Below are 14,635 nucleotides of genomic sequence, written 5' to 3'. Positions count from 1 at the left end.
GACTTGTTTTTAGATTGTTCACACTGGAGGAAATGCCATGTGGCACGAGTCATAGTTGAGGGAGAGCAAAATGTACTCACGCGCACAGTCGCCGCGCACCGCCGTCGTTGTCGGTGCTGGAATGGTTGGCCTGGCTACGGCTTGGCACCTGCAGGAACGCGGGATCGAGGTGACGATCCTCGATCGCTCCGGTGTAGCTGCCGGTGCTTCGTGGGGCAACGCCGGGTGGCTGACACCCGGCATGGCCATGCCGTTGTCCGATCCGACCTTGTGGTCCTACGCCCCGAAGGCGCTTCTCGATTCGACCGCACCGCTGCACATCCCGGCCCGGCTGGATCCGAAGCTCTGGGCGTTCCTGGCACGCTTCGGCCTGCACGCTACGGCGAAGGCCTGGAACAAGACGATGGCCGCGCTGACCCCGATCGACCGCATGGCCTTGGACTCCTTCGACGAACTGACGTCGAACGGCGTGGACGCATGGACGCGGAAGGGCCCCTTTGTCATCGGCTTCGAGCAGGAAAAGGAAAGCGGCCCGTTCATCCACGAGATCCAGCAGGTGGAGAAGGCCGGCCAGCGCGTGCCGCTCAAGCGCCTGGACAATCCGCAGGTCAAGGTGCCCCAGCTGTCCGCCGGAGTCTCCACCGTATATGAAATGGAAGGGCAGCGATTCATCGAACCCGGTCCGTTTGTGCAGGCACTGGCCGACGCAGTGCAGGCCCGCGGCGCCAGGATTGTGACCGGCGGCGAGGTGCACTCGCTGCGCCACGGCCCGCAGGGAATCTCTGTGGACAGCTACGGGCAGGAACCGGTGAACGCCGACGTCGTGGTGCTGGCGACCGGCGCCTGGTTGCCGAAGCTGGCCAAGCCGCTCGGCGTGAAGACGCAAATCCAGGCCGGCCGCGGCTACTCGTTCAGCGTGGCCACCGATGATCCGGCCGAGTTCCCCATCTACTTCCCGGCGCGCCGCGTGGCGTGCACGCCGTACCAGGGCCGGCTGCGCATCGCCGGCACTATGGAGTTTCGCGGTCCGGACGAGCCGTTGCAGACCGGACGCATCGACGCCATCCTCGCCTCGGTACGCCCGCTGTTTACCAACATGGACCTCGAAAACCTTGAGGACATCTGGGTTGGCGCACGGCCGGTCACACCGGACGGGCTGCCGGTGGTCGGCGCGACCCGCTCCCCCGGGGTCTACGTGGCCGGCGGCCACGGCATGTGGGGCATCGTCCTGGGTCCGGCAACCGGCAAGCTGCTGGCCGAGCAGATTGCCACCGGGCACGTTCCGGATGAGATCCGGCCCTTCGACCCACTCCGGTAACACCAGCCGGTCCGGTGACAGTGCGGGAAGCCGGGTCTAGCATTGATGTCACACGGAAGGTGGCGTCATGGAGACACTGAGCATTCCCAACCTGAACGCGCGCACCATCGAAGGCCTCCGCGTGCTGGCCGCTTGCCACGGCCGCACACTGGAGACCGAGGCGCGCGCCGTTCTTGAGCAAGCTGCCCGTGGCCTGACCGAAGCGGATGAGTTCCTCGCCTCGATCGTCACCCACGACCAGCCGGCCCCTTGAAACGACTCTGCCCTGCCGCACATTGGAGTAGCGGCAGGGCAGAGACCTTCTAGCTGGGCACATTTTTGCCCGCGGGGTCAGCCGCCGAAGATCGGGGCGATGGCCTTGACCAACTGCTGTACACCGAGGATGCCGAACAGCAGGGCACAGATGCCCAGGGCAATGTTGGTGTGCAGCTTGTTGGCCCACTCCTTCGGCACGCGCTTGCCGTTGAGCAGGCCGAGCAGGGTCAGGGCCAGGAACGGCATGAACAGTGAACCGAGTACGCCGTACGCCAGGATCAGGCCGATCGGCTTGCCCAGGATGAACAGCAGCATCGGCGGGAAGGTCAGCCAGAGCACGTAGAACTTGAAGTACTTGCCGCCCACGCGGGTGTCCGGGTGGCCGGATTCCTTCTTGCGCATGTGGCCCCAGAAGTCGGCAAACATCAGCGACACACCATTCCAGACGCCGATGATAGACGAGAACGATGCGGCCCAGAAGCCGACCAGGAAGCCGGTACCGACGACGTCGCCGTAGCGTTCATTGAGGACGCCGGCCAGTTCCAGCAGGCCTTCGTCGCCGCCGCTGATGGAGACGCCGGCGGAGCGGACAACCTCTGCACCGACAATGAGCATGGCCAGGACGAAGACGCCGGTCATGATGTAGGCAACTGAGTTATCGATCCGCATGACGCGCATCCACTTGGGCGTGTACCAGCCCTTTTCACGCAGCCAGTAGCCATAGGCGGCCAGGGTGATGGTGCCGCCGACGCCGCCGGCGAGGGCCAGGGTGGACAGCAGGCCGCCTTCGGCCGGGATCGACGGGATCAGGCCCGTGAGCATTTCGGGGATGTTGGGAACCGCGATGACAGCCAGCCCCACAACGGTCACAAACATGATGCCGACGAGGGCAGCGGTGATCTTTTCGAATGTGGCGTACTTACCGAACCAGACCATCGCGAAACCGGCCAGGCCCATCAGGATCGCCCAGACCCAGAGCGGGAACACCGGGAACAAGGCAGCCAGCGGCAGGGCGGCCGAGGACATCGCGGTGGCACCGTAGACGAAGCCCCAAATGATGATGTACGGCCCGAAGTACCAGGTAGTCCAGCGGCCCAGCGAGCGCCAGCCTTCGAAGATGGTCTTGCCGGTGGCCAGGGTGTAACGGCCCGCGCCTTCAACCAGGACGATCTTCAGGATGACACCGACGATCACGGCCCAGAACAGTTGGTAACCGAACTGGGATCCTGCCACCAGGGTGGCGACCATGTCCGCGGCACCGACACCGGTCGCCGCAACGACGAGTCCGGGGCCAACAATTTTCCATTTGGCGGGCTTGCCGCCGTCGTCGTCAATCCGGTCGGCGTGGTTCACCGCTCCGGTTGGCGTGTTGCTGTCAGCTGACATCAGCCATTTTCCTATCCTTGGGGAGATTAGTCCCGGGCTCTGGCGGTATGCCGGCCATCACGGGGACCCGTGTATTGTTTCACAACTTCCGACCGGGCAGTCAGTAATACGTGGCCAGCACTACGGCCGGAGCGATGGGCGGGGCCATTTTGTCGGCAAGCGGATTTCGGCCCGCCCCTCGGCTGGCACAGTTCGCGTGTGCGAATTGTCCACCCGGAGTCGCCCACGCGGAAGAGGCAATACGAAGATTCCACGTTTAAGTCGCAGGATTTCCTCACTCCCGTCAATTAGGGCACAAAAGCTTGACGCAAAGGTAAGCCTAAGTAAGGGTTACCTTTGTTCCTTTTCCCCGGCTACCTCAGGGAGTCTGCTGATGACTTTGCTGCCCCAAACGGAAGAGCGGGCCGACTTCGGCTCGCGGATTGAACTGGCTCTCGGCGCCAGCAACCAGCTCTTCAACGCCCGCAATTCCCCGCGCTATGTGGCCGATGTGCTGCAGGCGGTCAATCTCGTCGCCACCAAGGTCTCCCGCGTCGACCGGCCCTTCACCGGAATCGTCCCGGCACAGCTGGCCCCCGTGGTGGAGGCCGTCGACCTGGAAGCCCCGTTGGCGGACACTGCCGCCGCGCTGGAAGAGCTCGAAACCCTCTACCTCCGCGACGCCGTCTACTTCCACGACAGCCAGTACGCGGCCCACCTGAACTGCCCGGTGGTCATCCCCGCACTCGTGGGTGAGGCCGTCCTCTCGGCGGTGAATTCGTCGCTGGACACCTGGGACCAGAGCGCCGGCGCCACCCTGATGGAACGCCGGTTGATCGACTGGACTGCCGGCCGGCTGGGTCTGGGACCGGCGGCGGACGGTGTGTTTACCAGCGGCGGCACGCAGTCCAACCTTCAGGCCCTGCTGATCGCCCGCGACCATGCCGTCAACCGGCTTCGGCAGGATCCGGCCCTTGCCTCCGAGCGCTTGCCCGCCCTGCTGGACAGGCTGCGGATTTTCGCCTCCGAGGCCAGCCATTTCAGTATCGAAAAGTCCGCCTCGCTCCTAGGCCTGGGTTACGACGGCGTCATCCAGGTTCCGTGCGACGCCCACCAACGGATGGACCCGGCTGCCCTGCGAGAGGCTCTTGCAGCCAGCCGGGCCCGGGGCGAGTTCCCGCTGGCCATCGTGGCGACGGCGGGCACCACTGACTTCGGCAGCATCGATCCGCTCGCCGCCCTGTCAACGCTGGCCGAGGAGTTCGGTGCCTGGCTCCATGTGGATGCGGCCTATGGCGGCGGGCTCATTACCTCGCTGCGGTACGGGCACTTGCTGGACGGGATCGGTGCCGCGGATTCCGTCACAGTGGATTACCACAAGACGTTCTTCCAGCCGGTCAGCTCCAGCGCCATCCTCGTGCGCGACGGCGCCATGCTGGGGCACGTGGCCTACTACGCGGATTATCTGAACCCGCAGAGCACGGCAGGCACCGTTTCCCTCAACCAGGTGGACAAGAGCATCCAGACAACCCGCCGCTTCGACGCGCTTAAGCTGTGGCTGACCCTGCGGATCATGGGGCCGGACGGTATCGGCGCCCTGCTGGATGAGTCAATCGAGCTGGCCCGGCAGGCCGGCGAACTGCTGGCACGTGATCCGGACTTCGAGCTCGCCGCCCCGGCCCAGCTGAGCACCCTGGTCTTTCGCTACCTGCCACAGGCTCCGGACTGCGTGGACGGTCCCAACGGCACCGGCGGCCTCGACGGAGAAACTGCAGACGCCCTCAACCTCCACATCCGCCAGGCCATCTTCGCTTCGGGCCAAGCAGTCATCGCCGGGACCAAGGTTGATGGCCGGCACTACCTGAAGTTCACCCTGCTCAATGCGGAGACCACGCTGGAAGACCTGCAGGAGATCCTAGCCCTGGTCCGGAACATCGGTGCCGGCTACCTGGCGGGAGAGCGTGCATGAACACCAAAATCCACGACTTCATTGCCATCGGCGTCGGCCCCTTCAACCTGGGCCTGGCCGCCCTCACCGAACCGATCCCCGAGCTCGACGGGATGTTCCTGGATGCCCGCCCCGGCTTCGATTGGCATCCCGGCATGCTGCTCCAGGATGCCCATCTGCAGGTGCCGTTCCTGGCCGACCTGGTCACCCTCGCCGACCCCACGTCGTCGTACTCCTTCCTGAATTATCTGAAGGACACCGGACGGCTGTACCCGTTCTACATCCGCGAAAACTTCTACCCGCTCCGTGCGGAATTCAACCAGTACTGCCAATGGGTGGCGGCCAAGCTGCCCAACGTCCGGTTCGGCGAGCGGGTGGTCCACGTCGGCTATGACGACGGCGTTTATGAAGTCCGCACGCAAAACACCCGCACCGGCGATGAAACCGTCAGCCGCGCCCGCCGGCTGGTGCTGGGAACCGGGACGGAGCCCTTCGTCCCGGAGTCCTGCCGCGGCATCCTCGATGCCGGCGGAACCACGCTGCACAACTCGCAGTATGTGGAGCGGAAACGCGAACTGCAGGACAGCGCCAGCATCACCATTGTTGGCAGCGGCCAGAGCGCCGCCGAGCTGTATTACGACCTGCTGCAGGACATCGATACTTGTGGCTACGAGCTGAACTGGGTCACCCGCTCGGGCCGTTTCTTCCCGCTCGAATACAGCAAGCTGACCCTGGAAATGACATCGCCGGACTACGTGGACTACTTCCACGCCCTGCCGCCGGAAACCCGGCAGGGCCTCAATGCCAACCAGCACAATCTGTATAAAGGCATCGACGGCGCCCTGGTCAACGACATCTACGACTTGCTCTACACCAAGAGCTTGATGGGTTCCGTGCGCACCCGACTGCTGACCAATGCCTCGTTGGAGGCGGCGGAGTACAATCCGGCAACCGGACTCCACACGCTGGAACTGCACCACGTCGAACAGGGTCGGAGATTCACGGTGGAAAGCGCCGCCGTCGTTCTTGGTACCGGCTATACCTACCGGGAGCCGGATTTCCTGGCCAGCATCAACCACCGGATCCGCCGCGACGGCCAGGGCAGGTTCGACGTGGACCGCGGCTACGGCATCGGCGTCGGGCCCGGCGAGATTTTCGTGCAGAACGCCGAACTGCACACGCACGGCTTCGTAACGCCGGATCTGGGCATGGCCGCGTACCGGAATTCCTGCATCATCCGCGAGATGCTCGGCTGGGAATACTACCCGGTGGAGCGGCGCATCGCGTTCCAGGAGTTCGGCGTTCCCCCGGCACCTGCGTCCGGCGTTCGGCCTGAGACGGCGCAAGCCGATGCCTCCGTGCCTGCCGCTCCACGGAGCGCTCCGTTGGCCACACCGATGGCGGCCGAGGTGGCGCTGTGAACTTCACCTTTGAGCCCGTTGATCCCACCGCGCACGCACCCCTCCTGCACAGCTGGGTCACGCAGGAATATGCACGCTTTTGGGACATGCAGGACACCTCCGTCAGCGACGTCGCCGAGGAGCACTCCAAGATCGCCGCCGACCCGCACCACGAGGCGTGGCTAGGGTACGACGGCAGTGTCCCCGCCTTCCTGCTCGAATGCTACGAACCGCAGTACTCACCACTGGCCGGCCGCTACGATGTGCTGCCGGGCGACGTCGGCATGCATCTGCTGGTCGGGCCGCCGGAGGTTCCGCGCACCGGCTACACTGCGGCCGTCTTTCGCAGCGTTATGCAGTTCCTCTTCGACCGGCCCGCAACCGAACGCGTGGTGGTCGAGCCGGACGTGCGCAATACCAAGATCCTCGCCCTCAACGCCCGCATGGGCTTCCGGCAGGACCGGGTCCTCCCCCTACCGGACAAGGACGCCCTGCTCAGTTTCTGCACCCGCGAACAATTCAGCCAAGCCATCGAAGGAGTCCGATCATGACTACCGCAGCCGATTCCCACCACGCTCCCCTGCCAACCCACGACGTCCCAGCCCACGACGCCGCCTTTCACCCCGGTGCCTGGCGGAATGTCTCGACACCCGGGCCCACAGCTGGTGAGCCTGTCCATCTGACGCCCGCCCGCTGGGCTGCGGCGAACCGCCATCTGGTCCGGAAAGCCCTGGCCGAGTTCTCGCACGAGCGGATCTTCACGCCCGAACCCCGCGGCGGCGGCGCCTACCGGCTGGTCTCCGACGACGGCCGGGTGCAGTATCTCTTCGCCGCCGAACTGCTGGAGCTGGACCACTGGCTGATCCCCGCTGCCAGTATCCACCGCGTGATCGACGGCGCGGAGCGGCCCCTCGATGCCCTCGATTTCATCACGGAGTTCCGCCGGACCCTCGGCATCAACGAGGCCATGCTCCCGGTCTATCTGGAGGAGATCAGCAGCACGCTGTCCGGACATGCCTACAAGAATTCCGGCCCGGCTGCGGATCCTGCCGCGGATCCGGCTACCCGCCCGGGCGCCCCAGATTCCGCGGCGCTGGCCCAAGGCGTCACGGGTGGGGCAGATCGCGCCGCGGACTTCCAAATCATCGAGCGGTCCATGTCCGAGGGGCATCCCTGTTTCGTCGCGAACAACGGCCGGCTCGGTTTCGGCCTGCACGACTATCTCGCGTACGCACCCGAAACCGGCAGCAGCGTCCGCCTGGTATGGATTGCCGTGCACCGGGACCACGCGGCGTTCCACGCGATCGACGGACTGGGCTACCGCGAGCACATGGAGGCCGAGCTCGGTGCTGCGGCCCTGGCCGTCTACGACGCCGAGCTAACCTCCCGCGGCCTGCTGCCGGAGGACTACCTGCTGATGCCGGTCCATCCCTGGCAATGGGAGAACAAACTGACGGTCACCTTCGCCGCCGAGATCGCCCGGCAGCACATTGTCTATCTGGGGCCGGGCGAGGATCTGTACCAGGCGCAGCAGTCGATCCGTACGTTCTTCAATCGGAGCACCGGCACCAAGTGCTACGTCAAGACGGCGCTGTCGGTCCTGAACATGGGCTTCATGCGCGGGCTCTCACCCGACTACATGGAGAGCACACCCGCTATCAACGACTGGGTCTACCGCCTTCTCCAGTCCGACGGAACTTTGCAGGACCAAGGCTTCAGCATCCTGCGCGAAACCGCTGCAATCGGCTACCGCAACCGCTATTTCGAGGCCGGCTCGCCCGCCGGTTCCGGGCACCGCAAGATGCTTTCGGCACTGTGGCGAGAGAGCCCGATGCCCTCGCTGGCACCGGGAGAACAGTTGGCCACCATGGCGTCGCTGCTGCACGTGGATGCGGACGGCCAGCCGATGGCCGCTGCCCTGATGAACCGCTCGGGCCTGTCCCCCACAGCATGGCTGACCCGCTACCTGCAGGCCTACCTGGTTCCGGTCCTGCACTGCTTCTACCGCTACGAACTGGTATTCATGCCCCATGGCGAAAACCTGATCCTGGTGATGCAGGACAGCGTCCCGGTGCGCGCCATCATGAAGGACATTGGCGAAGAGATTGTGCTGCTGGACGATACCGTTCACGTGCCGGCCGCGGCCGCGCGTATTCGGGTCGAGGTGCCGGAGCAGGACAAAGTGCTCTCCATTTTCACAGACGTCTTCGACTGCTTCTTCCGCTTCCTCGCCGCGATCCTGCATGAGCACGGCGAGCTGGACCAGCTTCAGTTCTGGCACACCGTCGCCGCCGTCGTGAGTGACTATCAGGAGCAGCATCCCGAACTCGCGGACGCCTTCGCCCTGCACGATCTTTTCGCGCCGGAGTTCACGCTGTCCTGCTTGAACCGGCTGCAGCTGCGCAACAACCAGCAGATGCTGGATCTGGCTGACCCCTCCGGCAGCCTCCAGCTGCAGGGAACGCTGGCCAATCCGCTGGCACGTTTCCGGCAGTAAAGACGTGAGCACGCAGCAGCCGTCCCTCCCGCGCCCCATCAGGAAGGACGGCTGCTGCTTGCCCGGCTGGTTTGCCGCTCCCGGCGGCGTTCCCTTCGGCTACCGGCTTCGTGCTACTCGCTGGAAGACGTGTCCGTGGTCAGCCCGCGGTCGTCCGGTTCCTGCCGGTCCTTTTCCGCCGCCGGTCCCGTCGGTTCGCCTGCCACCGGGACTTCAACGGATTCCGGATCGGCCGATGCGTCCTCGGCGGAGGCCTGCTGGGGCGCACCAAGGTCCGGCGACCTTTCCTCGTGTGCCACCGGGGCGGGGAGTCCGTCATTCAGGTCATCGGAACCGCTCTCGGAAGAACTGCTGCTGCCCGCGCCGCTGTCGTCGGAGGAACCGCTGGCCGAATGCCGGGTGTCCTCGGGGGCGGCCTCCGGAGTTTCTTCCGGTTCGAAGGTGCTTTCCTCTCCGCCGGCGCCCATGCCCACACCGTCCTGTGTGTTGGGGATAGTCCCCTCCGGCTCGGTCGTCGGATCCTCTTGCGGATTGCTGGCGTCAGTGCTCATTGACCTTCTCCTTCTCATCCTCAGGCGGCGTTCCCAGGTTGCGTTGCAGTGCCTGCGGCCGGTGATTTCCACGCTAACAGTGCTTGTCGCCAAAGGTAAGGCTCCGCCGTCGTTCGCACGGGGAAGCGCGGTAGTCAGTAGGCTTGGAAGATGAAACGACCGAGCATCCTGGCAATCATTCTCGCCGGCGGGGCGGGCGGCCGCCTGGGCGTGCTGACGGACCAGCGTTCCAAACCCTCGGTCCCGTTCGGCAGCCACTACCGCCTGATCGACATCCCGCTGTCCAACCTGAAGCACAGCCACATTTCGGACGTCTGGATCGTGGAGCAGTACCTCCCCTATTCGCTGAACGACCACATCGCCAACGGCCGGCCCTGGGATCTGGACCGCACCCACGGCGGCCTGCAGATCCTGCCGCCGTACCAGGGCGCGGACGGCGAGGGTTTCGCCGAAGGCAACGCGGATGCGCTCTACCGGCAGGCCAAACTGATCCGCGATTTCGATCCGGATCTGGTCCTGGTCCTCAGCGCCGACCATCTGTACCGGCTGGATTTCCAGGACGTGGTCGACACGCATCTTCAGGCCGACGCCGCGCTGACCATGGTCACTACAGAGATCGACGGCGATGCCTCCCGCTACGGCGTGGTCCAGGCCAACGGCGGCCGGGTCACCGGATTCGACTACAAGCCGGAAGAACCGCAGGGCAAGCTGGTGTCCGCGGAGGTCTTCCTCTACGACGCCCAGGTCCTGCTCGATACCATGGATCAGCTCGCCGGCTCGGAGGCAGGGCTGCAGGACTACGGGGACAGCCTCGTCCCGTATCTGGTGGAGAAAGCCGTAGTGGCGGAGCACCGGCTGGACGGGTACTGGCGCGATCTCGGCACGGTGCCCAGCTACTGGGAAGCGCACATGGAGCTGCTCGACGGCGGCGGTTTCAACCTGCACGATCCAGCGTGGCCGGTCCTGACCGCCAGCCCGCAGCTGATGCCCGCGTTCATTGCCGCCGGCGCGCGGATCGAGGACAGCCTGATCGCGGCGGGAGCTGCAGTCCAAGGGACGGTGCAGCGCAGCGTCATCGGCCCCGGCGCAGTTGTGGAAGAAGGCGCCGTCGTAGCGGATTCGGTCCTCCTGCACAACGTCCGGGTGGGGCAGGATGCCCAGCTGGTCCGGGTCATCGCCGACGATGGCGTCGTCGTCGGCCGCAGTGCGAAGATCGGCGACGACGACGACATCACCGTTCTCGGCGCCCGAGCCCGAATTCCGGCGAACCGGTTGGTTGCCGCGGGGACGGAACTCGAACCGGACAACGGCACCGACGCTGGCGACGGCAGTACCGACCAACCGGACAACAGCACAACCGCCAGCAAATAGGTCCGCCGCCACCACGGCTGTGAGCCCAGCGCGAACCCGGCCACGGCCTGTCGGCGGTGCGTGACAAGATGGAAGACGTGCCCCAACTTTCTTTTCCGCAGGTGGATGCCGGCGAGATCATCCGCCATGTCGGCGGTGCCGCCTTTGCCCGCGGCAAGGCTTACTCCTCGGGCAACGCCGTCGAGGACCTGACCTGGGATCCGGACACCGGCGTGCTGCAGAGCCGGGTCAACGGCACCGCTGCGGTGCCGTACCGCTGCCGGGTCCAGCTCAAGAAGAAGCACGACACCGGTTACAGCCTGCTCGATAATTCCTGCAGCTGCCCGGTGGGTTACGACTGCAAACACGTGGCAGCCACCCTGTTGTACGGCAACCTGATGAATCTGCGCGCGAACGAGGAATTCAAGCTGTCCGCTGATCCCGCTCCATTTGCCGGTTACGGCGCATCGGCTTCTCCGGCGGTTCCGCAGTGGCAGCAGGCGCTGGACTCGTTGCTGGCAGCGGGGCCGCAGTCCACCCCGAAGCGCGCTGCCAGCAGCATCGGCCGCAAGACACGCAGCCGCCTGATGCCGCTGGGGCTGCAGTTCGAAGTGCGGGACCAGACCTTGCAGGCGCACCAGCAATGGCGGCCCGGATCGGGCGTGAGCCATAGCGGCCGCGTGCCTACCAACCGGATCCAGCTGGGCGTGCGCCCGGTGGTCCGGAATGACAAGGACCGTTGGGTCAGGAACAATCTGCGCTGGAATTCCATCAGTTTCAAGACCTTCGGAATGAGTCTGGATCCCGAGCAGCACCGCTGGTTTTCGCAGTTCGTGCCGCTCCACCGCGCCAGCGGCCAGCTGCATTTCGGCGAGGACAATGACTGGCTGTATCTGGATGAGTTCAGCAGCCCGCTGCTGTGGCAGTTACTCGACGAGGCCAAGCGCCTCGGTATTGCCATGCTCGGCGCCAAGGCGGACACCGCGGTCATCATCGGCCGGCACGCCGAGCTCCGCCTGGACGCCCGGGCGCCCGAGGCCGGCCTGACCCTGGAGCCCTCGCTCTACATCGACGGGACGCCGCAGCCGCTGGAAATGGCCGGCGCCATCGGCAACCACGGAGCCTACAGCTACGACAACGTGCTGCGCCAAATCACGCTGGCACCCACTCAAAAGCAGTTGAGTGCCGGCGAGCAGCAGCTGCTGCAGCGGCCTGCCGCCGTCGCCGTTCCTGAGCAAGATGTCCCGCAGTTCCTCGAACGGATCTACCCTCGGCTGCAGCGCACCATCAGCGTCATCAGCAGCGACGCCTCCGTGGAGCTGCCGGAAATCCTGCCACCGGCACTGGTCCTCACTGCGACCTACGGCAAGGCGAACAGCCTGAAGCTGGAATGGGCCTTCGAATACGGCCGTGATGAGTCGGCGGCCCGCAAGCCGCTCGAGGCAGACCCGCAGGAAACCGGGTACCGGGACGCGGAAGCCGAAGCCGAGTTGAAGGCTGCCGTCCGCAAAATCCTGCACGTTGAGCACATTCCGGCCGAAACTACGGTCAAGGACATGGGCGCAGTGGATTTCACTCAGGAGACCATTCCCTGGCTGGAAAAGATCGACGGCGTGCGCGTGGACATCGTCGGCGAGCAGCCTGACTACCGCGAGCTCACCGAGACGCCGGAGCTGACCATCAGCACCGTGGAAACCGAGCAGACCGACTGGTTCGATCTGGGTGTCATGGTCACGGTGGCAGGCCGCAAGATTCCGTTTGGCGACATTTTCAAGGCGCTCTCCAAGGGGCAGAAAAAGCTCCTGCTGGTGGACAAAACCTACCTGTCGCTGGAACAGCCCGTGTTCGACAAGCTGCGCGAGCTGGTGGATGAGGCCATGGCCCTACAGGACCGCGGCAGCGGCGAACTGCAGATCAGCCGCTACCAGGCCGGGTTATGGGCCGAGTTCGAGGAACTCGCCGAGGACACGGAGCAGGCGCAGGCCTGGCAGCAGTCGGTCAGCGGGCTGCTGAAGCTGGACAAGGTGGAGCCGACACCGCTGCCGGCCGGGCTGCACGCGGAGCTGCGCCCGTATCAGGCCGAGGGGTTCAACTGGCTGGCCTTCCTGTGGCGGTACCGTCTCGGTGGAGTGCTCGCCGACGACATGGGCCTGGGCAAGACGTTGCAGGCTCTGGCCCTGATGCTTCACGCCAAAGAAACCGCAACGGACGACGTCGGCCCCTTCCTCGTCGTCGCCCCCACCTCCGTAGTACCCAACTGGGTGACCGAAGCCCGCCGGTTCGCTCCCGGCCTGCGCGTCACCTCGATCACCGATACGCAGGCGCGAACCCGCCGGCCTCTGTCCGAGACGGTGGCAGAGGCCGACGTCGTTATCACTTCCTACACAATCTTCAGGCTGAACGCCGAGGACTACCAGGAGCAGAAGTGGGCCGGGCTGATCCTTGACGAGGCGCAGTTCGTGAAGAACCGCACCACCAAGGCACACCAGGCCGCCCGCCACCTGCAGACACCGTTCAAGCTGGCCATCACCGGTACACCCATGGAAAACAATCTGATGGAGCTGTGGTCCATCTTCGCGATTACGGCCCCGGGGTTGTTCCCCTCGGCGCTGAAATTTGCGGACACATACCAGCGGCCCATTGAACGCAGCGGCAGCACCGAACTGCTGGCCAGATTACGACGACGGATCCGGCCGCTGATGATGCGCCGCACCAAGGAGGCGGTCGCTTCGGACCTGCCGCCGAAGCAGGAGCAGATCCTCGAGGTTGAGCTCAGCGCCAAGCACCGGAAGATTTACGACACCCACCTGCAGCGCGAGCGGCAAAAGATCATGCGTCTGGTGGACAACATGGACAAGAACCGGTTCACCATCTTCCAGTCGCTGACGCTGCTGCGCATGCTCAGTCTGGATGCTTCGCTGATTCATGACGACTACGCCAACGTGCCGTCGAGCAAACTGGATGTCCTCTTCGAGCAGCTCGAGGACGTGCTGGCGGAAGGCCACCGGGCACTGATCTTCAGCCAATTCACCAGCTTCCTAAAGAAAGCAGCCGAACGCCTCGATGTCGAGGGCGTCGAGTACACCTACTTGGACGGCTCCACCCGGCGTCGGGCCCAGGTCATCAACCGCTTTAAGGAAGGGCATGCGCCCGTCTTCCTGATCAGCCTCAAGGCCGGCGGCTTCGGCCTGAACCTGACGGAGGCGGACTACTGCTTCCTGCTTGATCCCTGGTGGAACCCCGCCAGCGAGGCGCAGGCGGTGGACCGGACGCACCGGATCGGGCAGACCAAGAACGTGATGGTCTACCGAATGGTCGCCAAGAACACCATCGAGGAGAAGGTCATGGCCCTGAAGGAGGGCAAGTCCAAGCTCTTCTCATCCGTGATGGACGACGACGCCATGTTCTCCTCTAAACTCACCGCCGATGACATCCGCGGGTTGCTCGAGGGCTAAACCGCCTCGCGGTAGACCCAGCGGCCGCCGTCGTCGCGCACAAACGTGCTGACCTCGTGGTGCTCGTGGTCGGTGCCGTCCTGCCGGAAACGGGCTGTAAATTCGACGGTGCCCATCTTGTCCTGTGGGCCGCCCTTGCGAGTGCGGAGGATTTCCAGTCCCGTCCACTTCTGCTTCGGATCCAGTTCCACCGCGGTGGGTCTGGTGTCAACGTACCAGGTCTGCAGAAGGTAGTCCTCGGCGCCGACGGCGAAAGCTGAATAGCGGGACCGCATAAGTTCCTCCGCTGTGCCCGCCGCAGCGTCACCTCGATGGAATCGGCCGCAGCATTCGGCATACTCATGCCCGCTCTGGCAGGGGCAAAGGGCTGAGCTGTCGTCGATTGATGAGGCAGTAGATTTCACCCGCCTATTATCCCCGCCGCTGCACCATTGGTCAGAATGGTGGTTCTTTTTCGTCGTCGGGTGGTTCCGGTGGTGGTGGTTTTTTGCGTTTG

The 14,635-nt window shown here is 64.8% G+C and carries 11 protein-coding genes; 8 read left to right on the top strand and 3 right to left on the bottom strand.

Annotated features, from left to right (window positions below; all coding sequences use genetic code 11):
• The first annotated feature begins 70 nt into the window (after nucleotides 1-70).
• Nucleotides 71-1,318 carry an NAD(P)/FAD-dependent oxidoreductase gene (locus AC3A4M_RS22090; RefSeq protein WP_498738673.1) on the top strand — a complete coding sequence of 416 codons (1,248 nt, stop codon included), beginning with the start codon at nucleotides 71-73 and terminating at the stop codon, nucleotides 1,316-1,318.
• Nucleotides 1,319-1,385: 67 nt separating this feature from the next.
• Entirely contained in the window at nucleotides 1,386-1,571 is a 186-nt protein-coding gene (locus AC3A4M_RS22085; protein ID WP_498738671.1) for a FitA-like ribbon-helix-helix domain-containing protein, read from the top strand.
• Between the two features lie 77 nt (nucleotides 1,572-1,648).
• Here the strand turns inward: AC3A4M_RS22085 and AC3A4M_RS22080 are convergent, their stop codons facing one another.
• Nucleotides 1,649-2,959 carry an Nramp family divalent metal transporter gene (locus tag AC3A4M_RS22080; RefSeq protein ID WP_498730760.1) on the bottom strand — a complete coding sequence of 437 codons (1,311 nt, stop codon included), beginning with the start codon at nucleotides 2,957-2,959 and terminating at the stop codon, nucleotides 1,649-1,651.
• Between the two features lie 373 nt (nucleotides 2,960-3,332).
• On the opposite strand from AC3A4M_RS22080, the gene AC3A4M_RS22075 reads away from it, so the two are divergent.
• From AC3A4M_RS22075 to AC3A4M_RS22060, 4 genes are read left to right on the top strand one after another with little or no spacing between them, the layout of a single operon-like run.
• On the top strand, nucleotides 3,333-4,907 hold the full coding sequence (locus AC3A4M_RS22075) for a pyridoxal phosphate-dependent decarboxylase family protein (RefSeq protein WP_498738669.1): 1,575 nt from the start codon (nucleotides 3,333-3,335) through the stop codon (nucleotides 4,905-4,907).
• Nucleotides 4,904-6,307, top strand: a complete 1,404-nt coding sequence (locus tag AC3A4M_RS22070; protein ID WP_498738667.1) for a lysine N(6)-hydroxylase/L-ornithine N(5)-oxygenase family protein — start codon at nucleotides 4,904-4,906, stop codon at nucleotides 6,305-6,307. Before AC3A4M_RS22075 ends, AC3A4M_RS22070 begins: the two co-directional genes overlap by 4 nt.
• Nucleotides 6,304-6,837, top strand: coding sequence for a GNAT family N-acetyltransferase (locus AC3A4M_RS22065; RefSeq protein WP_498738665.1), 534 nt, complete (start codon nucleotides 6,304-6,306; stop codon nucleotides 6,835-6,837). Before AC3A4M_RS22070 ends, AC3A4M_RS22065 begins: the two co-directional genes overlap by 4 nt.
• A complete protein-coding gene (locus AC3A4M_RS22060) occupies nucleotides 6,834-8,783 on the top strand; it encodes an IucA/IucC family protein (protein WP_498738663.1) in 1,950 nt (649 codons plus the stop codon). Before AC3A4M_RS22065 ends, AC3A4M_RS22060 begins: the two co-directional genes overlap by 4 nt.
• 113 nt (nucleotides 8,784-8,896) lie before the next feature.
• Here the strand turns inward: AC3A4M_RS22060 and AC3A4M_RS22055 are convergent, their stop codons facing one another.
• Complete coding sequence (locus AC3A4M_RS22055; RefSeq protein WP_498738661.1) at nucleotides 8,897-9,334, bottom strand: hypothetical protein; 438 nt, start codon at nucleotides 9,332-9,334, stop codon at nucleotides 8,897-8,899.
• A gap of 150 nt (nucleotides 9,335-9,484) precedes the next feature.
• Here AC3A4M_RS22055 and AC3A4M_RS22050 point away from each other — a divergent pair, with 150 nt between their 5' ends.
• Both AC3A4M_RS22050 and AC3A4M_RS22045 read left to right on the top strand, forming a co-directional pair.
• The gene (locus tag AC3A4M_RS22050; protein ID WP_498738660.1) at nucleotides 9,485-10,705 is read left to right on the top strand and encodes a glucose-1-phosphate adenylyltransferase family protein; all 1,221 of its coding nucleotides are present in this window, start codon (nucleotides 9,485-9,487) and stop codon (nucleotides 10,703-10,705) included.
• A 77-nt stretch (nucleotides 10,706-10,782) separates the two neighbouring features.
• Nucleotides 10,783-14,139 (top strand): DEAD/DEAH box helicase, encoded by a 3,357-nt coding sequence (locus AC3A4M_RS22045; protein WP_498738658.1) that lies wholly within the window; start codon nucleotides 10,783-10,785, stop codon nucleotides 14,137-14,139.
• On the opposite strand, the gene AC3A4M_RS22040 is transcribed toward AC3A4M_RS22045, so the two are convergent.
• Complete coding sequence (locus AC3A4M_RS22040) at nucleotides 14,136-14,543, bottom strand: YchJ family protein (RefSeq protein WP_498738656.1); 408 nt, start codon at nucleotides 14,541-14,543, stop codon at nucleotides 14,136-14,138. The genes AC3A4M_RS22045 and AC3A4M_RS22040 overlap by 4 nt on opposite strands.
• Nucleotides 14,544-14,635: the final 92 nt, after the last annotated feature.

The organism is Arthrobacter sp. Soil_C_60, from assembly GCF_057656375.1.
This window is presented reverse-complemented; position numbering and strand designations above follow the sequence as displayed.

Excerpts from the sequence above, each read along its gene's own strand:
- AC3A4M_RS22090 (WP_498738673.1), top strand. The coding sequence starts at position 71 with ATGTACTCACGCGCACAGTCGCCGCGCACCGCCGTCGTTGTCGGTGCT.
- AC3A4M_RS22085 (WP_498738671.1), top strand. The coding sequence starts at position 1,386 with ATGGAGACACTGAGCATTCCCAACCTGAACGCGCGCACCATCGAAGGC.
- AC3A4M_RS22080 (WP_498730760.1), bottom strand. The coding sequence starts at position 2,959 with ATGTCAGCTGACAGCAACACGCCAACCGGAGCGGTGAACCACGCCGAC.
- AC3A4M_RS22075 (WP_498738669.1), top strand. The coding sequence starts at position 3,333 with ATGACTTTGCTGCCCCAAACGGAAGAGCGGGCCGACTTCGGCTCGCGG.
- AC3A4M_RS22070 (WP_498738667.1), top strand. The coding sequence starts at position 4,904 with ATGAACACCAAAATCCACGACTTCATTGCCATCGGCGTCGGCCCCTTC.
- AC3A4M_RS22060 (WP_498738663.1), top strand. The coding sequence starts at position 6,834 with ATGACTACCGCAGCCGATTCCCACCACGCTCCCCTGCCAACCCACGAC.
- AC3A4M_RS22055 (WP_498738661.1), bottom strand. The coding sequence starts at position 9,334 with ATGAGCACTGACGCCAGCAATCCGCAAGAGGATCCGACGACCGAGCCG.
- AC3A4M_RS22050 (WP_498738660.1), top strand. The coding sequence starts at position 9,485 with ATGAAACGACCGAGCATCCTGGCAATCATTCTCGCCGGCGGGGCGGGC.